General features: G+C 67.0%; 19 protein-coding genes. 14 read left to right on the top strand and 5 right to left on the bottom strand.

Annotation, left to right across the window (positions count from 1 at the left end; genetic code table 11):
• Positions 1–60: 60 nt before the first annotated feature.
• Positions 61–780, top strand: coding sequence for a Crp/Fnr family transcriptional regulator (locus tag AACH06_RS15365; protein WP_341426619.1), 720 nt, complete (start codon positions 61–63; stop codon positions 778–780).
• A 15-nt stretch (positions 781–795) separates the two neighbouring features.
• Here AACH06_RS15365 and AACH06_RS15360 read toward each other — a convergent pair whose 3' ends face one another.
• Genes AACH06_RS15360 through AACH06_RS15350 form a run of 3 tightly spaced genes read right to left on the bottom strand, consistent with a single transcriptional unit; the run spans position 796 to position 4,251 of the window.
• Positions 796–1,842 (bottom strand): NAD(P)H-dependent flavin oxidoreductase, encoded by a 1,047-nt coding sequence (locus AACH06_RS15360; protein ID WP_341426618.1) that lies wholly within the window; start codon positions 1,840–1,842, stop codon positions 796–798.
• 25 nt (positions 1,843–1,867) lie between these two features.
• Positions 1,868–3,343, bottom strand: coding sequence for a peptide MFS transporter (locus AACH06_RS15355; RefSeq protein WP_341426617.1), 1,476 nt, complete (start codon positions 3,341–3,343; stop codon positions 1,868–1,870).
• Complete coding sequence (locus AACH06_RS15350) at positions 3,343–4,251, bottom strand: 5'-nucleotidase (protein ID WP_341426616.1); 909 nt, start codon at positions 4,249–4,251, stop codon at positions 3,343–3,345. The genes AACH06_RS15355 and AACH06_RS15350 overlap by 1 nt, the downstream gene beginning before the upstream one ends.
• A gap of 167 nt (positions 4,252–4,418) precedes the next feature.
• Between AACH06_RS15350 and AACH06_RS15345 the strand changes: the two genes are divergently transcribed.
• Positions 4,419–5,654: an ABC transporter substrate-binding protein gene (locus AACH06_RS15345; RefSeq protein WP_341426615.1), complete on the top strand. Its 1,236-nt coding sequence runs from the start codon at positions 4,419–4,421 to the stop codon at positions 5,652–5,654.
• A 29-nt stretch (positions 5,655–5,683) separates the two neighbouring features.
• Here the strand turns inward: AACH06_RS15345 and AACH06_RS15340 are convergent, their stop codons facing one another.
• Positions 5,684–6,679 carry an AAA family ATPase gene (locus tag AACH06_RS15340; protein ID WP_341426614.1) on the bottom strand — a complete coding sequence of 332 codons (996 nt, stop codon included), beginning with the start codon at positions 6,677–6,679 and terminating at the stop codon, positions 5,684–5,686.
• Between the two features lie 188 nt (positions 6,680–6,867).
• A complete protein-coding gene (locus AACH06_RS15335) occupies positions 6,868–7,233 on the bottom strand; it encodes a VOC family protein (protein ID WP_341426613.1) in 366 nt (121 codons plus the stop codon).
• A 372-nt stretch (positions 7,234–7,605) separates the two neighbouring features.
• On the opposite strand from AACH06_RS15335, the gene AACH06_RS15330 reads away from it, so the two are divergent.
• The 12 genes from AACH06_RS15330 (at position 7,606) to AACH06_RS15275 (ending at position 22,011) form a co-directional block, all read left to right on the top strand.
• Positions 7,606–8,598, top strand: coding sequence for an FAD:protein FMN transferase (locus tag AACH06_RS15330; RefSeq protein WP_341426612.1), 993 nt, complete (start codon positions 7,606–7,608; stop codon positions 8,596–8,598).
• Between the two features lie 31 nt (positions 8,599–8,629).
• The gene (locus AACH06_RS15325) at positions 8,630–11,614 is read left to right on the top strand and encodes an HzsA-related protein (RefSeq protein ID WP_341426611.1); all 2,985 of its coding nucleotides are present in this window, start codon (positions 8,630–8,632) and stop codon (positions 11,612–11,614) included.
• Positions 11,611–12,231 carry a hypothetical protein gene (locus AACH06_RS15320; protein WP_341426610.1) on the top strand — a complete coding sequence of 207 codons (621 nt, stop codon included), beginning with the start codon at positions 11,611–11,613 and terminating at the stop codon, positions 12,229–12,231. The genes AACH06_RS15325 and AACH06_RS15320 overlap by 4 nt, the downstream gene beginning before the upstream one ends.
• Complete coding sequence (locus AACH06_RS15315; protein ID WP_341426609.1) at positions 12,231–13,094, top strand: SH3 domain-containing protein; 864 nt, start codon at positions 12,231–12,233, stop codon at positions 13,092–13,094. Before AACH06_RS15320 ends, AACH06_RS15315 begins: the two co-directional genes overlap by 1 nt.
• A 38-nt stretch (positions 13,095–13,132) precedes the next feature.
• Positions 13,133–13,780 (top strand): outer membrane beta-barrel domain-containing protein, encoded by a 648-nt coding sequence (locus AACH06_RS15310; protein WP_341426608.1) that lies wholly within the window; start codon positions 13,133–13,135, stop codon positions 13,778–13,780.
• Between the two features lie 17 nt (positions 13,781–13,797).
• Complete coding sequence (locus tag AACH06_RS15305; RefSeq protein WP_341426607.1) at positions 13,798–14,331, top strand: redoxin family protein; 534 nt, start codon at positions 13,798–13,800, stop codon at positions 14,329–14,331.
• A 5-nt stretch (positions 14,332–14,336) separates the two neighbouring features.
• Positions 14,337–14,603, top strand: a complete 267-nt coding sequence (locus AACH06_RS15300; RefSeq protein WP_341426606.1) for a DUF4266 domain-containing protein — start codon at positions 14,337–14,339, stop codon at positions 14,601–14,603.
• Positions 14,604–14,682: 79 nt separating this feature from the next.
• The gene (locus AACH06_RS15295) at positions 14,683–15,798 is read left to right on the top strand and encodes a DUF3570 domain-containing protein (protein ID WP_341426604.1); all 1,116 of its coding nucleotides are present in this window, start codon (positions 14,683–14,685) and stop codon (positions 15,796–15,798) included.
• Positions 15,799–15,814: 16 nt separating this feature from the next.
• On the top strand, positions 15,815–16,426 hold the full coding sequence (locus AACH06_RS15290) for an AraC family transcriptional regulator (RefSeq protein WP_341426603.1): 612 nt from the start codon (positions 15,815–15,817) through the stop codon (positions 16,424–16,426).
• Between the two features lie 107 nt (positions 16,427–16,533).
• The gene (locus AACH06_RS15285) at positions 16,534–18,573 is read left to right on the top strand and encodes a tetratricopeptide repeat protein (protein ID WP_341426713.1); all 2,040 of its coding nucleotides are present in this window, start codon (positions 16,534–16,536) and stop codon (positions 18,571–18,573) included.
• Position 18,574: 1 nt separating this feature from the next.
• A complete protein-coding gene (locus tag AACH06_RS15280; RefSeq protein WP_341426602.1) occupies positions 18,575–21,721 on the top strand; it encodes a tetratricopeptide repeat protein in 3,147 nt (1,048 codons plus the stop codon).
• Positions 21,718–22,011 carry a hypothetical protein gene (locus AACH06_RS15275; RefSeq protein WP_341426601.1) on the top strand — a complete coding sequence of 98 codons (294 nt, stop codon included), beginning with the start codon at positions 21,718–21,720 and terminating at the stop codon, positions 22,009–22,011. The genes AACH06_RS15280 and AACH06_RS15275 overlap by 4 nt, the downstream gene beginning before the upstream one ends.
• The last annotated feature ends 26 nt before the right edge of the window (positions 22,012–22,037 follow it).

Genomic DNA, 22,037 nt, shown 5'->3' with positions numbered 1-22,037 from the left:
CGCCATGCATTGAAGGTGCTGACAATCAGAGGGCTGTCTACGCACGGGTGTTGACCCCACATGCCCCACGAAGCTCGACCCTTGCGTGAACGCGCGCGGGCACCCAGCGATGCCGAGCTGGCGAGCATCCCGTGGCTGTCGGTTCTCGAGCCGCAAGATCAGCGCATGGCGCGCGAGAGCATCATGCTCGCCCATGCCGAGCCGGGCGAGCAGATCTGCCGCATCGGCCGGCCCGCCACCTACTGGTTTGGTGTGCTTGAAGGGTTGCTGAAGATGAGCAACGAGCCCGGGGCCGGGGCACCCGTCACCTTCACCGGGGTGCCGCCGGGCGCCTGGTTCGGCGAAGGCACCTTGCTCAAGCGCGAGCCTTATCGCTACAACATCGAGACCTTGCGCAAGAGCACCGTGGCCGGCTTGCCGGTGGATGCCTTCCACGACCTGCTCGAGCGCAGCATTCCCTTCAATCGCTTTGTGCTCAACCAGCTCAATGAACGGCTCGGTCAGTTCATCGCGGCGCGCGAGACCGACCGCATGAACGACCCGGATGCCCGCGTCGCGCGTAACCTGGCTGCGCTCTTCCATCCCGTGCTCTACCCCGGCGTCGGTCAGCTGCTGCGCATCACGCAGCAGGAGCTTGGCTACCTGGTCGGCCTGTCGCGCCAACGGGTCAATGAAGCCTTGCGCACCTTGCAGGCGCGCGCGCTGATCGAGGTGGAGTACGGCGGCGTGCGGGTGCTCGATCTGCAGCGGCTGCGCAGCTACGAGCCCGGGGGCAAGTGAGAGGGCGGCGCCCGCTCAGCCCGGCCCGCTGGCCCAGCCGTCCGCCAGCATCTGCGTCACCTCGGCTGCAGAGGTCTCACGACATCCGCTTCGGTTCTGGCCCGACCAGAGCGGCGTGAAGTCGCCCCGGCCTTGGCGCTCGGCCCACGCGCGCAGCGGGGCCAGTGCCCCGGTGGCCAGCGGGAAGGCCGGCGCCACCGGGTTGAGAGGCCCCAAGTCGCGCATCAGGCGATTGACGATGCCTCGTGCCGGGCGGCCGGTGAAAAGACGGGTCAGGGCCGTGGGGGCATTCGACTGCAGCGCCGCGCGATGCCAGGGGCTGGTGAGCGCCTCGTGGCACAGCATGTAGGAGGTGCCCACTTGAACGCCGTCCACGCCCAAGGCTTTCGCGGCGCGCACGCCGGCTGAATCGGCAATCCCCCCGGCCGCGATCACCGGCAGCTTCACCGCCTGCACCACGGCAGGCCACAGCGCGATGCTGCCCAACTGCACCGTCAGGTCCTCGTTGAGGAAGTGGCCGCGGTGGCCGCCGGCTTCCAGGCCCTGGGCGATGATGGCGTCGGCACCGTTCGCTTCGAGCCAGCGGGCTTCCTCCACCGTCGTGGCGGAGGCCAGCACCTTCGAGCCCCAGGCTTTCACCCGGGCGAGCAAGTCCGCCGCGGGCAGCCCGAAATGAAAGCTGACGACCGCGGGCCGGAAGGGCTCGACGATGTCGGCGATTTCATGGCTGAACGGCGCGCGGCCCGGGCCACCGGTGATGGTGCCGGGGTCGACACCAGCTTCCTCATAGGCCGGTGCCAATGCCGCGCGCCAGGCGGCTTCGCGCGATTCGTCGGCTTCGGGGGGCGTGTGGCAGAAGAAATTGACGTTGTAGGGCGCCGAGGTGGCGCGTGCGAGTGCGGTCAGTTCGTCGGCCAACGCGGTGGGCGACAGCATCGCGGCCGGCACCGAGCCCAGGCCACCGGCGTGGCAGACCGCCGCGGCCATCGCATGGCCCTGCACGCCTGCCATGGGCGCTTGCAGCACCGGGTGGCGGATACCCAACCAGTGGGCCAGATTCATGGGGACCGTTCCTTTCTGGAGGACATCAATCGCGCCGCCGTATCAGGCGTTGCAGCCACGGCGTGATCGCCAACAGCAGCAACCCTGCGCCGATCGACGAGCCCAGCAGGAACACGTACAGCGGGATGCCGCTGCCGGCGAGCAAGCCTTCGAGCGCCCCCGCGAGGTAGTTCGCAATGCCGATGGCCATCAGCCACACACCCATCAACAAGCCGACCAGCCTCTGTGGCGCGGCGTTGGACACCAGTGACAACCCGACGGGCGACAGCATCAGCTCACCGATGGTGTTGAACAGGTACACCAGCGCCAGCCAGTGCGGGCCCACCGGCCCCGTGGCCTCGGCGCGCCGCTGGGCCACGGTCATGATCACGAACCCCAGGCCGAGCACGATCATCCCCAGGCCTTGCTTGGCGGGATCGGGCAGGGCGAAGCGCGAGCGGTCCAGTGTCTGCCACAGCCAGGCGAAGGCCGGGGCCATCAGCAGGATGCCCAGCGGGTTGATGGCCTGGAACCACGAGGCGGGGATTTCCCAACCCCACGCATGGCGGTCGGTCTGCTGGTCGGCAAACAGCGTGAGCGAACCGCCCGCCTGCTCGAAGCCCATCCAGAAGAAGATCACGAAGAACGCGACGATGCCGATGGCCGCCACGCGTCCGATCTCGGCGGAGGTGAGGGCCGGCGCATCGGTTGAGCTGGGCCGCAGCACCGCCCACACGCCCGCGGCCGCGGCCGCCACACCGGCCAGCAGCTTCGCCGCGCCGGGCAGTGGCGACCAGATTGCCACGAAGGTGGGAGCGGCGGCGAGCACGCCCTGCACCAGCACCACGCTCGCAAGGCACAGGCCCAGTATCAGCGGCGCGTGGCGCCAACCCACCGCCGCTTGGTCGTCTCGCAAGCCGGCGCGCCCCAGCCAACGCTGGCCCATGCACAGCACCACCATGCCCAGCGCCATGCCGACACCGGCGCTGGCGAAGCCCCAGTGCCAGCCCACCAACTGCCCCAGCGTGCCGGCACCGAAGGGGGCCAGGAAGGCGCCGAGGTTCACCCCCATATAGAAGTAGGTGTAGCCCGCGGCGCGGCGCGGGTCGTTGTCGCCGTCGTAGAGCATGCCCACCATCGCGGTGGTGTTGGGCTTGAAAAAGCCGTTGCCGATGACCAGCAGCCCCAACGCGAGGTGCAGCATCGACGGGAAGGCCATCGCGAAGTGGCCCAGCATCATGATGGCGGCGCCCGACACCGCCGCCAGCCGTGCGCCCAGCCATCGATCGGCCAGCGCGCCGCCGATGAGCGGGGTCACATAGACGAGACCGGTGTAGATGCCGTACAGATGCAGCGCGTCCGCGCGGTCATAGCCCAGCGCGTTGACGAGGTAGAGCACCAGCAGGGCACGCATGCCGTAGTAGCTGAAGCGCTCCCACATCTCCGTCATGAAGATGACGGAGATGGCGGCAACGGGCTGGCGCCGGGCGGTGCCCGGGGAGTGTGGTGCAGTCGGGTTCATCACGAGGCCGGGTTGCGTACACCCGCCGCGACATGGCCCGAGGGCACATGTGGTGCAGCGTTGGCCACATGGCCAGTCTGGTCGTCGAAGAAGAAGTCGGGTTCGAATTCGCGCAAGAAGGGGCCCTTCGGCAAGCCGCCCAGAAAGATCGCCTCGTCGATGTCGATCTGCCAGTTCATCAAGGTGCGGATGGCGCGCTCGTGCGCCGGGGCGCTGCGTGCGGTGACCAGCGCCGTGCGGATGCGAAGCCCGCCGACATCGCTGCTGCGCTGCAGCCGGTGCAGCGCTTCCAGCAGGGGCTTGAAGGGGCCGGGCGGCAGCGGCGTGGTGGCGCGGCTGATCTCGTGCCGCTGAAAGGCATCGAGCCCTTCGCGCTGGAACACGACCTCGGCCTCGTCGGAGAACAGCACCGCGTCGCCGTCGAACGCAATGCGCAGCTCGTTGGGATGCGCTTCGGAGGCGCGGGCGGAATCGGGGTAGACCTGCGCCGCGGGCACGCCGGCATCAAGGGCTTGTCGCACGTCGGCCAGGTTGGTCGAAAGAAACAGCTGGGCACCGAGCGGACGCAGGTAGCGCCACGGGCTTTGGCCGCGGGTGAACGCGCCTCGCTCGATGGGCAAGCCGTAGTGCTGTGCCGAGCGGAACACGCGCATGCCCGAGACCGGGTCGTTGCGCGACAGGATCACCACATCCACCGCAGGGGCACTGGCGTTCTCGTTGAAGGCGAGCAGCTTGCGTGCAAGCGAGAACGCCACACCCGGCCGTGCGGGTTGATCCAGGCGCTGCAGCTGCAGCTGCATGTAGGCGCGATCGTCGTTCGCCTCGAAGACCTGGTTTTCTTCTTCGAAATCGAACAGCGCGCGCGAAGACAGGGCCACCACCAGGCGGCCTTCGAGGGATGCAGGCATGCGCCGCATCATACGGGCGGGTCATGAGCCGACTGCTCTGGGTACCGGGGTAAGCCCCGAGTTCGGCGAGTGTTGTGCTGCTGTCGCACAGGCCGCATACCGAGGCGCGCTTCGCCTAGCATGCGCGCCGTCCCACGAGGACAGACAGCCCAACCACGGAGACAAGAATGCGGTCAGTGTGGAAGTTAGGTGCCGGCGAGACCCCGTCCGGCCAGGAGCATCGTTCAGCCCTGTCCAACGAAGCCCAGGCGAGCGCCGATCAAGGTCGGCGGCAAGTGGTCGGCGCGGGTGGGTTGATGGCCGCGGGGTGGCTGGCCCCGTTGCGTGTCAGGGCCGCACCGGCGAGCGGCGAGCCGATCCGCTTCGGGCAGACGGTGGCACTCACCGGCCCGTTGGCGGAGTTGGGCCAGGCGATGCATGCGGGAGCCAAGGTGGGCGTGGCGACGGTGAACGCCCGCGGCGGCGTCCACGGGAGGCCCCTGACTTTGGTCACCCTGGACGATGCCTACGACACCGCGAAGTCACAAGCCAATGTGCGCCAACTGCTGGGTGAAGAGGGATGCCTGGGTCTGTTCGGATGCATGGGCACGCCGATGATCGAGGCGATGTTGCCGCAGCTCAAGGGGTCGGATGTGGCCTGCTTTGCGCCGCTCACCGGGGCCTTGTCCACGCGGCCGAAGGATGTGCGCAACGTGCTGCCCGTGCGCGCCAGCTATCCGGAGGAGGTGGAGCGGCTGGTGCAGCATTTGGCCACCCTGGGCTTGCGGCGCATCGCCCTGGTGACCCAGGAGAACGCCTTCGGTCAGGAGGTGGCGCAAGCGGCCGACGCCGCGCTTTCGCGCCACGGGCTCGGCGTGGCCGCGCGCGCAGGCGTGAAGAGCGACGCGAGCAATGCGGCGCAGGCTGCCGGCCAGATCATCGAGGCCTCGCCAGAGGCGGTGCTGCTGGGCTTGGCGGGCAAGCCGACGGTGGGTTTCGTGAAGGCGTTTCGTGCGGTGCGCCGCGGCACGCCCTTGTATGCCCTGTCGGTGCTGGGCTCGGCAGCCACGCTCAGCGCCTTGGGCGACGATGCGGCCGGCATCGCGGTGGCCCAGGTGGTGCCCTTGCCGACGAGCGCGAACATCAAGGTCTGCCGTGAATTCATGCAGGCGTGGCAGGCGGCGGGGTCGACGCTGGCACCTTCTCATCTCGCCCTCGAGGGCTACATCGATGCGCTGGTGCTGGCCGAAGTGCTCCGGCGTTGCCCCGCGACCGTGACGCGAGCCAGCTTTCTGCAGACGGCCTGGAGCCTGCGCTCGTTCGATGTCGGCGGCTTCGAGGTCGGCTTCGACGCGCCCGGCAAGGGGGCGTCACGCTTCGTCGACCTCACGCTGATCGGGCGGGACGGCCGATTCATCCACTGAAGGCGGGCCCGACGGGGCCCGCGCGACGCTCAGTGCACGAAGCCGATGGAGCCGCGCTTGCCGGCGGCGGTGGGCAGATCGCGCGGCTCTACCGCATCGCGGCCATCCAGGCGGGCGTTGCCGAAGCCCGTCATCCAGGCGCGGCGCATCTCGCGCGGCGGCATCTCAGCCAGGCAGGCCAAGGTGTCTTCGCGGGGGGCTGGGTCGAAGCGCTGGCCCCAGTCGTGGTCGTCGCGGATACCTCGGTACAGGCGCAGCGCAATCGCGCGGGCGGCGTCGGCGTCGGGCATCTGGATCTCGAACACATTGACCCGGTTCAGGATCGGGTCGGGGATCGAGCGTTCGTCGTTGGCGGTGGCCACCCAGATCACCTGGCTCGCGTCGATCGGGACCTCGGCGAATTCGTCGGTGAAGCTGCCGGCGGTGTCGTGTTCCAGCAGGCTGTACAAGGAGCCGAGCGGGTCATAGGCATGCTCGCCCCGCGCCTTGTCGATCTCGTCGACCACCATCACCGGGTTGGCATACGGGCCGTCGATCAGCGTTTCGAAAACCTTGCCGGGGCGAGCACCCTTCCACTGGCTGGACGCGCCGGACAGCACCCAGCCGGCGGTCAGTGAGCTCATCGAGACGAACCCCATGCCGGTGCCCAAAAGGTGAGCCACCGCACGCGCAAAGTGCGTCTTGCCCACCCCCGGGGGGCCCAGCAGCAGCATGGGCGTCAGTTCGAGGGCGTCCTTGCTGTCCTGGCACAAGGCCAATTGCCGCTTCAGGTCATCCAGCACATCGTGGAAGTTGGGCAGCTCGTCATAGAGCTTGTCCATCACCGGCAGGCCCGAGGGTTTCACCTGGAAGCGCTCGGGTCCCCGCTCCAGCATGCGCTCGTAGGTGCTGCGCAAGCTCTCGTGTTCTCGCGGTGGCAGCTTCTGCAGCCGCTTTTCGACCTCGTCGACGCGAAACAGGCTGCGCATGCGGGCGATCGGCAGGACGCCGGTCACGGCGGGCAGGTGCTGGGCGGATGAGGACATGCAGATCTCCATCGACATCGGTCACCGGCTGCGGCCCTTCGGGATCGAAAAACCATCCCCGGCAGACCCATTGAAGCAAAAGTAGCGCCTGGCCCAAACCCCAAACAGGCGCGCGTTTTCGGTGCAGTTGGTGGGGGCGTGAAATCCGACGCAACCACGGGGCGACAAGTTCCGTCGACCGAGCCGCCTCATCCAGCCGCTTCGAACAGCTCGATCGGATTGCCCGCCGGGTCATCCAGCAGCGCCTGCCGGCCTCCGGGGCCGGCGATGGGCGGGCTGCGCAAGCGAGCACCGAGCGCCAGCACGGCCGACAACCGCGCGTCCAGATCGCTCACCTCGATCACCAACCGGTTCCAGCCGCCCGGTTCCGGCTGACGACCATCGGCCAGCGGACGCTGAGCGGAGGTGCCAGGCCCGGCGAGCCAGAGCGTGAGGTCACCGAGGCTCAGCATCGCAAACGGCGGGCCCCACCGTTCTTTCAGGGAAAACCCGAGTGCCTCGTAGAAGGGCAGGCAGGTGTCGACATCGTGCACGAGGTAACGAACAGTGGCCAACGCGGTGCTCCCGGCATGTCAGCGCCGTGACGGGAGCTCAGGCGGGGTCGCGAAGGGCCTGCTTCGCGGGCCGCTGAGGCCCCACGCGCATCGCCCGCCGCCGTCGAACCACGCGGGGCCCCGGTCGCGTCGCCGAGGCAGTGTGACATTGTTGGCATCGTCTTGGCCATGGCGCCGAGGTGGGATGTTGCGAATGCATACACATGAAGCATCGCCTCGCCGAACCGGCGGGCCCATCCGGCCGGCCGCGCAGTTACATTTCCCCGACCGTGTCGTGGTTGTTCGTTAGGACACCCGAAAGTTCTCTGTCCATCCCACGTTTGTTGGGGCGCTCCCTCTCCGTATCTCTCTTCGCCGGGCACTGCTTTGCCAATGTTCTCCAGCCTCTCTGCCCTGCGTTCGCGCTTCGTCGCGACCTTCGCCAGCCCTGCGCCGGTGGCAGAGGTGTCGGCCGGCTGGCTCCAGCGCGAAGAGGCCATCATGGGCACGGCGGTGGCCGTGGAGCTGTGGGCGGATGACCGCCGCGCAGGCGAGGCCGCAATGGCGGCCGTTATCGAGGAAATGCGCCGCATCGACCGCACGATGAGCCCGCATAAGCCGGACTCTGAGCTGTCGCACATCAACCGCGACGCTGGCCGCATGCCGGTGCGGTTGTCCGACGAGATGTGCGCGCTGATCGGGCGGGCGATCGAATTCTCACGCTGGTCCGACGGTGCGTTTGACATCACCTATGCGAGTGCGGGCCAGCTGTACGACTACCGAGCGGGGGTCGCGCCGGACGATGCGGCGCTCGCTCCGGCCTGCGAGGCCATCGGCTGGCAGCAGTTGCTGCTGGACGACCGCCAGCGCACACTGCAATTCGGCAAACCCGGCATGCGGATCGACCTGGGCGGTTTTGCCAAGGGCCACGCGGTCGATCGTTGCATCGCCATCCTGAAGGCCCGCGGCATTGAGCATGCGATGGTGAGTGCCGGCGGCGACAGCCATGTTCTGGGAGATCGCCGGGGGCGCCCCTGGATGATCGCCGTGCGCGATCCGCGCCGAGCCAGTGAAGTCGTGGCGCTGCTGCCCCTGCAGGACACCGCCGTCTCGACTTCGGGCGACTACGAGCGCTTCTTCGAGAAGGCCGGCGTTCGCCACCATCACCTGATCGACCCGCGGACTGGCCGCTCGCCGTCTGCCGTTCGCAGCGTCACCATCCTGGCCCAAGACGGCCTGACCAGCGAGGCATTGTCGAAGACGGTGTTCGTGCTGGGCCCGCAGCGCGGGATGGCGCTGATCAACTCGCTGTCGGGCGTCGATGCCGTGATCGTCGACGCCTCCGGTGCCTTGCACTACTCGTCAGGTTTGCTGCGCCATGCCTGACACCTCTGCATCCTTGTCCGAGGAGACCCTGATGTCCCACGCCCCCATGACGGCTCTGCGCCGCGTCGCCTGGGCCGCTGCCGCGGTTCTGGGCCTGACCGCCGTGTTCGCGCTGCCTGGTTGCTCTGGTTCCGGCAACAAGTCGGAAGACGACGACAGCCTGAGCCTTGAGAACGCCGTGCCGATCGCTTATGTGAAGCGTGTCAATACGATCGGCATGAACCCGACCAACGGCGCTCCAAGCGCCGAGGGCGGCGATCTGATGGTCAAGGAGCTCTCCGCCCCTGGCGCGGCCGAGCACAACCTGACGGCCTCGATCACCCAGGGCAAGGGCGATGCGTCCGATCCGGAAGTCTCGTACAACGGCAAGAAGATCATCTTCTCGCTCAAGTGCCCGACCTCCAACACCTCGCAGGTGAACGGCGTCAAGGCCTGTACCGGGCGCTGGAACATCTGGGAATACGACATGACCGGTGCGACGCTCACCACCGGCAAATTCCGTCGGCTGACGAGCTCGACCGAAGATGACGATGTCGATCCGGCCTATCTGCCTGACGGCCGTGGCTACGTCTTCTCGTCGAACCGCCAGACCAAGAGCAAGAACAACCAGGCGTTGGGCCACAGCTACTACGCGCTGGATGAGTACGAGCGCGAGCGTGTGTTCAACCTGCACACCATGAGTGCGCAGGGCACGAACATCCAGCAGATCTCGTTCAACCAGAGCCACGACCGCAACCCCGTGGTGCGGCCGAACGGCGACATCATGTTCTCGCGTTGGGACCACGTGGGTGGCCGCAACCACTTCAAGATCTTCCGCGTGAAGCCCGATGGCACCGACATGTTCGTGCTGTACGGTGCCCACAGCGAGGGCAACAGCTTCCTGCACCCGCGCGACATGGATCCGAAGGGCAAGTACGCGGGCTTTGTCAGTTCGTCGTTGATGCCGCTGTCGCGCACCAACGAAGGGGGCGGCCTTGTCTTTGTCGACGTGGCCAATTACTCCGAGCAAAACACGCCGGCCAACCCGAGCGTGCCGCAGGAGGGCGGGCAAGCGCATGCCACCGAGCAGCCGCTGAACGTGGAACGTGGCCTGTCGCGCTATGGCCGCGTCACGACGCCCTTCCCACTGTGGGACGGCACCGATCGGGTGCTGCTGGCTTACCGGCCTTGCGAGGTGCACCGCGGCAAGCAGATCGTGGCCTGCGCCACCTTGACCGAAGAAGAGATGGCGCGCCTGTCGGATGACAACCGCAGCCAAGCGGAAGTGGAAACCGACGAGCTGAAGGACGACGTGCCACCGCCCTACGCCATCTACATGTTCGACCCGGCGAAGCAGACTTGGCTCAACGTCGCCGCGCCGCCCGAGGGCTACATGTACACCGACCCGGTGCCCATCATGACGCGCCCGGGTCCCAATGTGGTGGACCCGACGTCGGTGGACGCCGATCTGGCCAAACAGGGGCTGGGCCTGCTCGAAGTGCGCAGCGTCTATGACACCGACGGCCTGGGCCGCATGAGCGATGGCGTGCTGTCTGATGTGGAGCGCGAGAACGGTTGCGCCACCCCCATCCCCAAGACGACCCCGACCGACAGCCAGGACACCCGCGCCCAGGTGGCCGACATCCTGAAGTTGAAGGACCCGTCCGACCCGTCGTACCGCTGCGGCCCGGCGCGCTTCGTCCGCGCGGTGCGCGCGGTGGCGCCGCCGTCGTCGATGATGGGCCTGCGCGAGGCCATCGGCGAAACGGATTTCGAGCCCCAGCAGATCCTGGGCTACGCCCCGATCGAGCCGGACGGTTCGTTCAAGCTGCATGTGCCGGCTGACACGCCGGTGCTGCTGGCGGTGGTCGACGAACAAGGCCGCGCCTTCCAGACGCACACCAACTGGATCCAGGTTCGCCCGGGTGAGCGCCGCACCTGCGACGGTTGCCACAGCCCTCGCCGTGGCGGTGCGCTGAACTCCGGCACCATCGCCGACACGATGCCGGCCACCCTGCGCTCGGCGCTGGCGGGCCAGCACCAGTCGGGCGAGACGATGGCGTCGACCCGCACCCGCATTGATCCGGCCGCATTGAAGCTGGCCGCCGACATGCTTTACAACGACGAGTGGGCCGACACCAGCAAGGGCGTGGCGGCGCGCAACTCGATCGCGATCAGCTACAGCAGCCTGGCCACACCGGCGCCCGTCAACGGCATCATCAACTACCCCGACCAGATCCAGCCGCTCTGGACGCGTGACCGCGGGGCGAACACCTGCACGAACTGCCACAACGCCGGCGACACCAAGCTGGACCTGTCGGCCACCTACTCGGGCACGGGCCGCCTGGTGTCGTACGACCGCCTGCTGATCGGTGAGCCCAAGCTGGACGCCAACGGCAAGCCCGTGACGCACCTGGAAGACGGCGTGCCGGTCATCGACCGCTTGCCGGCCCTGGTGTTCAACATGGCCAGCGAAGGGGGGGCCGTGGGCTTGGCGCGGCAGAGCCGCCTGATCGAAATCCTCTCGGGCCAGACGCTGCTGTCAGGTGCCGATTCGCGTGCCGCGCACCCGAATCCGCCCAACACCGCGCCGAACCATGCCACGATGCTCAATGCGGCCGAGAAGCGCTTGGTGGCGGAATGGATCGACCTGGGCGGGCAGTACTACAACAACCCGTTCGATGGCCCGAATGTGCGCACGATCACCACGCTCAGCGAGGAGACCTTCGAAGCGCGCGTCATGCCGATCCTGCGCGCGAAATGTGTCGCGTGCCACCAGCCCGCAGGCAGCGATGGTGGGCTAACATTCCGCAACAATCGCTTCGTGCTGACGGGCGATCCCGAGGGTGACTACGGCGTGACGCTGACGATGATCTCGAACACCTGCGCGCCGGCTTCGAACTACCTGCTGCAACGCCCGTCGACCATCCCGCACCCGGCCGCTGCCACGGGCCAGACGCAGGCGGTGTTGCCAGTGGGCAGCCCGGACTACACGACCATCGCCAACTGGATTGCCACCGGCTGCCCCAACAAATGATTTCGCCTGCGCGACGAAGAAATGTGTTCAAGGCCGGTGCGGCCGGTCTGGTGGCCGCTGGCCTGCTGGTGGCCTGCGGTGGCGGCAATAACCCGCTGGACAACCCGGACGATGTGCAGAATCCCCCCGGGGGTACCGGCCGCAAGCTCGCCTATGCGTATTTCCAGCGGTGCATTTTTCCGATTCTGCTGGCCCAATTGCCGGTTCATGGCGGCTCAGGCACGGCGACTTGCGCTGGCAGTGGCTGCCATGACGATTCGAACGGCACCGGGGGCGCCTTGCGCGTGATCCGCGATGCCGCGCCGCTGGACGTCACCGATCCGGCCAACACGCCGGATGTGATTCGCGCCAGCGCCATGTACAAAAACTACTACTCGGCCCAGGGGGTGACCATCCCCGGGGAAGCTTCGCAAAGCCGATTGCTGGCAAAGCCCTTGCTTCTGAACATGCTGCATGGGGGTGGCCAGATCTTTGACAGCGCGGAAGATCCCAATGCCAAGCTGATCCAGTTCTGGATCGAGCACCCGGCACCCCGTGACCAGGACGAGTTCAGCACCGCCACCTACGGCATGTTCACCCCGCCCGATCCCAACACCGGCGCCTGCAGAACCCAATAATGCATCTGAGCCACCGACTCGCCGCCGGGCTGGCCGGACTGTCCGTCTTGCTGCCGCTTTCACTCCGGGCCCAAGAGCAGGCCCCCAACCAGTCACCCGCCTCGTCCGCAGGGCTGCCTGACGTGCAGGCCGCGCCTGCGCCTGCCTCGCCGCCGGTGGCGAACATGGCGCCGAGCGAGCCGTCCGGCAAATTGCTGGCGCGTGTGCGGGTGATCGGCCCCTACCTGGACATGCGTTCCGGCCCCGGCCGCGGCTACCCGATCTTCTACGCGGCCGAGCGGGAAGAGTGGGTGGTCATCGAGCTGCGCCATACCGATTGGTTCAAGGTGCGCACCTCGCGCGGCCAGGCGGGTTGGGTGTCGCGCGAGCAGATGCGCCAGACCGTCACCGAAGATGGCGTGCCGTTCGAGTTGGCGGACCCGACCTTGCAGGCCTTTCTTGACCGGCGCTTCGATCTCGGCGTGGGCTACGGCGCGACCGCCAAGACCTCGTTCACGCGGGTGTGGGCCGGCTGGCGCTTCTCGGACACGATGAGCCTCGATCTCAATGGCGCCGATGTGCAAGGGCAGAGCTACACGATCGCCCTCTGGTCGGCCAGCCTCTTGTCCGAGCCCTGGTCGGACAAGCGCTTCTCGCCCTTCATGGGCGTGGGCGTCGGCCACTACAACTACGTACCCAACAAGAACGTGGTCAATCGCAAAGAGGCCGACGGCAACATGGGCATCTTCACGCTGGGCGGGCGCTACTACCTGGCCAGCCGCGTGGCCTTGCGCATCGACTATTCGCGCTATGCCGCCTTCACTTCCGACAAGAACTACCGGAACTTCCAGGCCGGAACCATCGGCTTGTCGCTCCACTTCTGACCTTTTCTGACGTTTACCCGCTGACGCCAGTCCTCCCCATGCGCAAAAGCTTCGTGACCTTGACTGCGGCCTTGGTGGCTGCCCTCGCTCTGCCGTCGCTGGCTGCCGCCCAGGCCCAGACGCAGACCAACACCGAGCAGGTGGTGGTGCCGCAGGTCGACCGGCGCGAGATCCAGCTGCCCAAGTTCCCGTCCAACGACTTCGAGGTCGGCTTGTACGGTGGCCTGTATTCGACACAGAACTTCGGCTCCAGCGTGGCGGGCGGCCTGCGTGCGACCTATCACATCACCGAAGACTTCTTCGTCGAAGGTGCGGTGGGTCAGACGACGGTCAGCGACGAGGCGTTCCGCCGCATCCTGCCCGGTGGCATCTTCACCGACAACGAAGAAAAGCTCATTTACTCGAACTTCAACGTCGGCATGAACGTGTTGCCGGGTGAAGTGTTCTTCTGGCGCGACCGTGCGATGCCGTCCCAGGTCTTCATCCTGGCCGGCGGCGGCACCACCCGTTTCAACGGCCAGCGCATGAAGACGATCGACGTCGGCGTCGGCATCAAGGTGTACATGGCCGACTGGCTGGCCGTGCGTGTGGACATGCGCGACAACATCTACACGCTCGACCTGCTCGGCAAGCGTGACTCCACCCACAACATCGAGCTGAACGCCGGCTTGTCGTTCCTGTTCTGAATATCCAGAGCCTCGATATGCGCCCCCGCCTTTCTGAACTCTCCCGCCGCGATGTGCTCGGCCTCGGTGCCGCCGGGGTGGCCTCTGCCGCGCTGGGCCTGCCGACCGTCGCGCAAGCGGCCATCGCACCGTCGTCGCCCGCCCCGGACTTCACGCTCAAGACCTTGGAAGGCCCGAACCTGCGCTTGCAGGAGCAACGCGGCAAGGTGGTGTTGCTGAACTTCTGGGCCACGTGGTGCGGCCCCTGCCGCGAAGAAATGCCACAGCTGAACAAGCTGTTCGAGAAGTACCGTCCTCTCGGTTTCACGTTGCTGGGTGTGAACATCGACGAAGACCCGCGCAACGCCGCCAACGTGGCGACCCAACTGGGCGTCAAGTTCCCGGTGCTGCTGGACACCGACAAGCGCATCAGCAAGCTCTACCAGCTGTCGACGATGCCTTCGACCGTGATGATCGACCGCGATGGCCGCGTGCGCTACGTGAACCGTGGCTACAAGAGCGGCACCGAGCTCGAGTACGACCAGCAGATCCGCGCCTTGCTGAAGGAATGAGCGTCGTGAATCTGTCGACTTTGTCTTTCAATCGCCAACGTGTGTCGCGTGCCGCGGGCCTGTGCGCAGTGGCCGCCTTCGGTGCGTTGCTGCAGGGCTGCTCGCCGGTGCAGCCGTGGGTTCAGGCCTACGAGCGCGAGCGTCTGGCCGACCCCATCATGCAAATGGCCCGCGACACCTTGGCCGAGCGCCATCGCGACCACGTGTTCACCGTTCGCGAAGGCGCGCGTGGTGCCACCGGCGTCCAGGGAGGCGGTTGTGGCTGCAACTAAGTGCCCCCACGTGCCCGCCGAGGCCACCCGCGCAGCGGACCGGCCAGGCCGGATCGGCGCACACCACTGGGTTCGGGCGGTGGGCAGAGCCCTGGCCCGTGTTTTCGGTCTGTTCGGTGGTGTGGCGGGTACCGCGCAGGCGGTCGACCTGCCGCCCGACCACGCTGAGGCCATGCTGCACGTGTACGACGGCGGTGGCGTGCTGGCCGCCGGGCCGGCGGTGCTGATCCGCAAGAGTCTGTACGACACCTTGTCCCTGTCGGCCACCTACTACGTCGATGCGGTCAGCAACGCCTCGATCGACGTGGTGACCACCGCCAGCAAATACAGCGAAACGCGGCAGCAGTTGGACCTCGGCATCGACTACGCCGTGCGCGACTCGCTCATCCGCGTCACTGCCAGCAGTGGCAAAGAACCCGACTACATCGCGCAGACCTTCGGCGTCGATGTGTCGCAGGAACTGCTCAGTGGCATGACCACCGTGAACCTCGGCTTCACCGAGGGCCACGATGCCGTGGGTCGAAAGGGCGAAGAAGGCTTCTTCGACCACGCCAAGCACTGGCAGTACCGGGTGGGTGCCACGCAGATCGTGACCTCACGCTGGCTGGCGAGCGCCAACTACGAGATCCTGGCCGACAAGGGTTTCCTGGGCAGTGCCTACCGGCCGGCACGCGTCTTCGGGGCTTTCGTGCCCGAAGAGGTTCCGCGCACGCGCTCGGCACGCGCCTTGAAGTTCCGCGTGCTGGGTGACATCAGCGACTGGTTCAAGGACGGCAGCTGGGGTGCGGGCCAGCGGCACTCGATGCATGTTGACTACCGCTACTACTGGGACAACTGGGCCATCAAGGCCCACACGGTAGAAGGCGGATACAGCCGCTACTTCGGCGACAAGTGGTTGGCGGACACCTGGCTGCGCTTCAACCACCAGAGCGCGGCGCTGTTTTACAGCGACAACGCCCAGGAGGAAACGAAGTACATCACCCGCAACCGGCAGCTGGGCACCTTCAACAGCTGGGCTCTGGGCGGACGGGCGACCTACGAATACGCCAAGGTGCCCGGCCAGTACGACATCAAGCTCAGCGGTTCGCTGGAGTACGTGCGGTTCGACTACAAGGACTTCACCGATTTCCGCACTGGCAAGGCTTATGCATTCAACGGTGCGCTGCTGCAGCTGTACCTGACGGCCAATTTCTAAAGATCGAGACCCCGGCATGTTTTCGCTGAATCCTCTGCGCGCCGCCGCTGCCATCGCCAGCTTCGCCTGGCTGGCCTTCGTCACCCCCGCCTCGGCGGCCGATGCACCAGCCGCGCCGGCGCCGGTGGCCGCCGCGTCAGCGCCGGCCGCAGCGGTGCCGCCGGCTGCTGCCAGCGCGCCCGATGTCGGCCTGGACAGCCGTGTCCAGGACGTCAAGGCCGACGTGATCAAGCTCAATCGTGACCTGCTCGCGCTCGAGGAAGAGCTACTCTTCCCCGCGAGCACGCAGGTGGCCCTGTTCGTGTCGATGGATGTGGGCAAGCTGTTCTCGCTCGAATCGGTGCAGATCAAGCTCGACGACAAGATGATCGCCGAGTACCTGTACACGCCCGCTGAAGTGGCGGCCCTGCACCGTGGTGGTGTGCAGCGCGTCTATGTGGGCAACCTGAAGACCGGGCCGCACGAGATCACGGCCTTCTTCACGGGCCAGGGCCCGCACACCCGCGACTACAAGCGCGCCACCACGCTGAAGTTCGACAAGGGCGCCGAGCCCAAGTACATCGAGCTGCGCATCAAGGACAAGCTGGCCAAGCTCCAGCCCGAATTCGACGTCAAAGTCTGGCAGTGATTTACCCCCACGCTCCCTCCGGTCGCTGCCCCCCACGGGGGCTCGCGCAGCGGACCGGCGAAGCCGGATCCGCGCACGCCACTTGGTTGAAGGCCGGCGTCGTGGCGATGTTGGGCTTGGCTGCTGCCGCGGCGCAGGCCGCCGAGCCGCCCAAGCCCGACCATTCGATCAAGGCACCGCATTACGGCGATGTGCTGTTCTACTTCTTCCAGGATCGTCCGTTCCCGGCGTTGACGGGGCTGATGGTGTCGCAGCAGTTCGAAAGGCTGCCGAGGCATGAGGATGAGGCCGAGGTGCTGCGCGGTGGCCTGTTGCTGGGCTATGGGCTGCATCGCGAAGCCGGCGAGATCTTCTCCAAGCTGATCGAGCGCGGTGCCGAGCCGGCGGTGCGTGACCGGGCCTGGTACTACCTGGCCAAGATCCGCTACCAGCGCGGCAGCCTCGACGAGGCCGCGCAGGCGCTGGCCAACATCGAGCACGCGCTGCCGGGCGCGTTGGAAGACGAACGCTCACTCCTGGCGGGTCAGATTCAACTGGCGTTGGGCGATGCCGCGGGCGCTGCCCAATCGTTGCGCGCACTGCTGGCTCGCCCACCGGCTCCGGAAACCAAGCCGCGTGCCAAGGGTGAGCCTGAGCCGCCCAAGCCTGGCTTCTTCAGCCGCATCGGCAGTTGGCTGATGGATGCGGTGACCTTCAACTTCGGCAACACCAACCAGCCGCCGGTCAGCACCGCGCCGGCTTACGCCCGCTTCAACCTGGGCGTCGCGCTGATTCGCAGCGGCGACGTGGAAGGCGGGCGTGCGCTGCTGGATGAACTCGGTCGCTCGCCGATGTTCAGCGAAGAGCTTCGCGCCCTGCGCGACCAGGCCAACGTGGCACTCGGCTTCACGGCGCTGACCCAGGGCGATGCCGAGGGTGCGGCGAAGGCACTGGAGCGTGTGAGGCTGGAAGGTGCGCACTCGAACAAGGCGCTGCTGGGCTTCGGCTGGGCGGCTGCTGAGCAAAAGAAGCCCGCCCAAGCCCTGGTGCCGTGGATGGAGCTGGCCGGCCGCGACCCGAGCGACCCGGCGGTGCTCGAAGCGCGCATTGCCGTGCCGTATGCCCTGGCCGAGCTGGGTGCCTATGGACAGGCGCTGGCGCGCTACCAGGAGGCGATTTCCGCCTACGACCAGGAGCACAAGGCGCTCGACGAATCCATTGCCGCCATCCGTGCGGGCGATCTGGTGCGTGGGCTCACCGAGCGCAACCCGGCCGAAGACATGGGATGGTTCCTTCCCATCACCCAGTTGCCCGAAATGCCGCACCAAGGCCATCTGGCACCGGTGCTGGCGGGGCATGAGTTCCAGGAAGCGTTCAAAAACTACCGCGACCTGAACTTCCTCAGCCACAACCTGACCGAGTGGCAGGACAAGCTCGGCATCTACGGCGACATGCTGGACAACCGCCGCAAGGCGTTCACCGAGCGGCTGCCGCAGGTCCGTCAGCAAGCCTCTGAACTGCGTGTCGATACCCTGCAACGCCAGCGCGATGCGCTGTTCGCTGAATTCCAGGCCGCCGATGCCGCCGCCGATGGCGTGGCTTACGCCAACGCCACCGAACGGGCCCAGCAGGCCAAGATCGCGGGCGCCGAGAAGCTGATGGCCGAAGGCGGCGACGCCGTGAAGGCCGAGATGGATGTGGATTCCACTGCCGAGCGGCTGCGCCGCGTGTCCGGTGCATTGACCTGGCAACTGGCCCAGGCTCTGCCTGAGCGCCGTTGGTCGACCGAGAAGGCCCTGCGTGAAACCGATCGTCGCCTGGCTGAGGTGCGCGAGCACGATGCCAAGCTCGAGGCCGCGCAACGCGATGAGCCGGCCAAGTTCGATGCGTTTGCTGCACGCCTGAACGAGCTCTCCGCGCGCATCCAGGCGCTCCAACCCCGAGTGGCCGCCCTGACCACCGAGCAGCAGCAGGCCCTGCAGGACACCGCCGTGGTGTCCCTCCAGGCGCAGCAGGAGCGCTTGGTCGGCTACACCAACCAAGCACGTTACGCCGTGGCCCAGCTGTACGACCGCGCGACTCAGAAACCGGGCGACGCCATGCTGGCAGACCAGCCGCCGGCCGATGCCAAGGCGCCGCAACAAGGGGGCTCCGATGCGAAGCCCTGAGATGCGAACCCCGCTGTTCCGCCTGACGCTGCTGGCAGCGGCGCTGGGGCTGTCCGCCTGCGCCCACAAGCGCCAGGACAACGCCGACGACGCGCCGACGCTGAAGACCCTGGCTGGCCGCGAGTACAAGGTCGCGCCGGACGGCGGTATCGCCGGCAATGAAGACCAGGCGATCGACGCCTACAACCGTTTCCTGGCGGCGGCACCGAACGCGCCGCAACGGCCCCAGGCCATGCGCCGCCTCGGCGATCTCGCCATGGACTCGGCCGATGCCAAGGCGGCCAATGCCCAGGCAGGCGCGGCTCCGGACCCCGACTACAAGGCGGCGATCCAGCGCTATCAGGACTACCTCAAGGCCTACCCGAAGGACCCTGACAACGACCGCGTCTACTACCAACTGGCCCGCGCCCATGAGCAGGGGGGCGAGCTGGAGGTCGCGCTGAAGACGCTCGACCAACTGGTCAAACAGTACCCCGACACACGCTACCTCGACGAGGCCCAGTTCCGCCGCGGCGAGTTGCTCTTCACGGCACGCAACTACGCCGCTGCCGAGCAGGCGTATGCGATCGTCCTGAAGAAGCCCGACAGCGTCTACCGCGACCGAGCGCTCTACATGCATGGCTGGTCGGTCTTCAAGCAAGGCCGTCTCGAAGAGGCGCTGGCGTCGTTCTTCGGTGTCCTCGACCTGAAGCTGGGCTCTCTGCAGAGCGACGACGAGCTGGAGAAGATCGAAGCGCTGACCCGCGCCGACCGTGAGCTGGTCGAAGACACCTTCCGCGTGAGCAGCCTCTCGCTGGAGAACCTCAAGGGTGCCGAGTCGGTCCCGGCCTACATCGACAGCGATGTCCGCAAGACTTACGAGTTCCGTGTCTATGAGCAGCTGTCGGCGCTGTACCTGAAGCAAGACCGTCCAAAGGACGCTGCTGACGCGCTGAATGCCTTCGCACGTCGGCAGCCGCTGCATGCGCAAGCACCTCTGATGCAAGCGCGTGTGATCGAGATCCAGCAGCAGTCGGGCTTCGATTCGCTGGCGCTCGAATCCAAGAAGGAGTACGTCGGACGCTACGGCGTCGGCAGCGAGTTCCGCAAGGCCAACCCCGAGGGCTGGGAGCGCGCACAGCCGCTGGTCAAGACCCACCTCACCGAGCTGGCCACCCGCTACCACGCCAGCGCGCAGAAGACGCACGCGACCGCCGATGTGCAAGAGGCGGTGCGCTGGTATCGCGACCTGCTGGACGGCTTCCCCGACGACGCTGCCGCACCGCGCAACCATTTCCTGCTGGCCGAGCTGCTGTTCGAGGACAAACAATTCGCCGCCGCGGCGGCCGAATACGAGACCTCGGCCTACAAGTACCCGCCGCACCCGCAAAGTGCCGATGCGGGCTACGCCGCACTGCTGGCCTACGCCGAGCAGGACAAGCGTGCGCGTGCCGAAGGCAATACTGCGGCCGTGACGGCGCTGCAGCGGACCGCCGTGGACAGCTCGCTGCGTTTCGCCCAGGCCAACCCCAACGACAGCCGGGCCGCACCGGTGCTGACCAATGCGGCCGACAAGCTCTACGTGCTGGGTGAAGGCGACAAGGCCGCTGCGGTGGCCCAGCAGGTGCTGGCGAGCCAACCGCCCGCAGCGCCGGCGCTGCGCAAGGTGGCATGGACGGTGGTGGCTCATACGGCCTTCGAGGCGAACGCCTTCGACCGCGCCGAAAAGGCCTACGCGGAAGTGCTGGCGCTGACGCCGGAGAAGGACGCCTCGCGCACCGAGTTGACCGAACGCATGGCGGCCGCCATCTACAAGCAAGGTGAAGCCGCTCGCAGTGCAGGGGCCAACCAGGACGCAGCCGGCCATTTCGCCCGGGTGGCCCAGGTGGCACCGAATTCCGCGGTGCGCACTGCGGCGCAGTACGACGCTGCCGCCTCGCAGATCGCCATGAAAGACTGGGCTGGTGCAGCGCGCACGCTGGAAGACTTCCGGCAGCGCTTCCCCAAGCACCAGCTCGCCGACGACGTGACGGCCAAGCTCGCATTGGCCTACACCGAGCTGGGCCAGTGGGCCCCGGCGGCGGCCGAATACGAGCGTCTGGCCTCGGTGCAGAAAGACCCTGAGCTCGCGCGATCGGCCCAGTGGCAGGCAGCGGAGATGTACGAGAAGGCGGCGCAAGGCGGCACCGCCTCGGCCCGCAAGGCTTCGGCCACGGCGTACGAGCGTTACCTGCGCCAGTACCCGGCGCCGCTGGAGCCCGCTGTCGAGGCGCGCTACCGGTTGGTCAAGCTCGCGCAGGCCGAAGGCAACGCAGCCCGTGCGCTGGCCTTGCAGAAGGAGATCTTCCAGGCCGATCAGGCCGGTGGCAGCGCCCGGACCGGCCGCACGAAGACGCTGGGCGCCATGGCGGCGCTCGCGATGGCCGAGCCAGTACGCGCCAGCTACGCGCAGGTGCAACTGGTGGAGCCGCTGCAAAAGCAGCTCAAGCTGAAGAAGACGAAGCTCGAAGAGACACTGAAGGCCTATTCGGTGGCGGCGGATTACGGTGTGGCGGAGGTGGTGACCGCTTCCACCTACCAGATCGGCGCCCTGTACCAGGACTTCGGCAAATCGCTGCTCGGTTCGCAGCGCCCGAAAAAGCTGAGCAAGCTTGAGCTGGAGCAGTACAACGTGCTGCTGGAAGAGCAGGCCTTCCCGTTCGAAGAAAAGGCCATCGAGCTGCACGAGGTGAACGCCAAGCGGACAGCAGATGGCATCTACGACGAGTGGGTGCAAAAGAGCTTCACCGCACTGCGCGAGCTGCGGCCCGGACGTTGGGGCAAGGCCGAGCGGGCGGACAACGGCCCGTCCAAGGCCGCACAGCTGAACAACCAGGCGATTGCGTTGCGCCAGAAGGGCGAGTTCGGCAAGGCGCGTGAGGCCTATGAAGCCGCCATCGCTGCAGATGCCAACTACGCGCCGGCCAGCCTCAATCTGGGCGTCCTGCATGACCTGTACCTGAACCACCCGGACGAGGCGCTGGCGCTCTACAGCCGCTACCTCGCGCTGACGCCGGCGGGTGACCCCGCCGTCACGAAATGGGTGGCTGACGTCAAGACCCGCGCCAAACCGGCCCCGGCAGCGCCTGCAGCGGCGGCCGCGGCCTCTTCGCCGAAGGACAAGCCATGAGACGAGCTTTACTGTTGCTTGCGCTCGCCGGCACTGCCGCCCTGAGCGTGCATGCCGAAGACCGGGCAGACCTCGACAAGACCCAGATCATCGGCAACCGCGAGCTGCCGAAGGTTCTCTACATCGTGCCGTGGAAGAAGCCCTTGCCCGGTGAGCTGGCTGGCCGTCCGACGGTGAGCGTGCTCGATGAAGCGCTGGCGCCGGTGGATCGCGAAGTCTTCCGCCGCCAGATGCAGTACGACGCGGCGTTGCATCCAGCGCCGGCCGCGGCTGCCACCCCCAAACCCTGACGGTGTCGTTGAACTGACCCGTCTGT

Source organism: Ideonella lacteola (assembly GCF_038066555.1).
Lineage (GTDB): Bacteria > Pseudomonadota > Gammaproteobacteria > Burkholderiales > Burkholderiaceae_C > Ideonella > Ideonella lacteola.
Note: the sequence above shows the minus strand (reverse complement) of the source record. Positions and strands in the feature narration are given on the sequence as shown.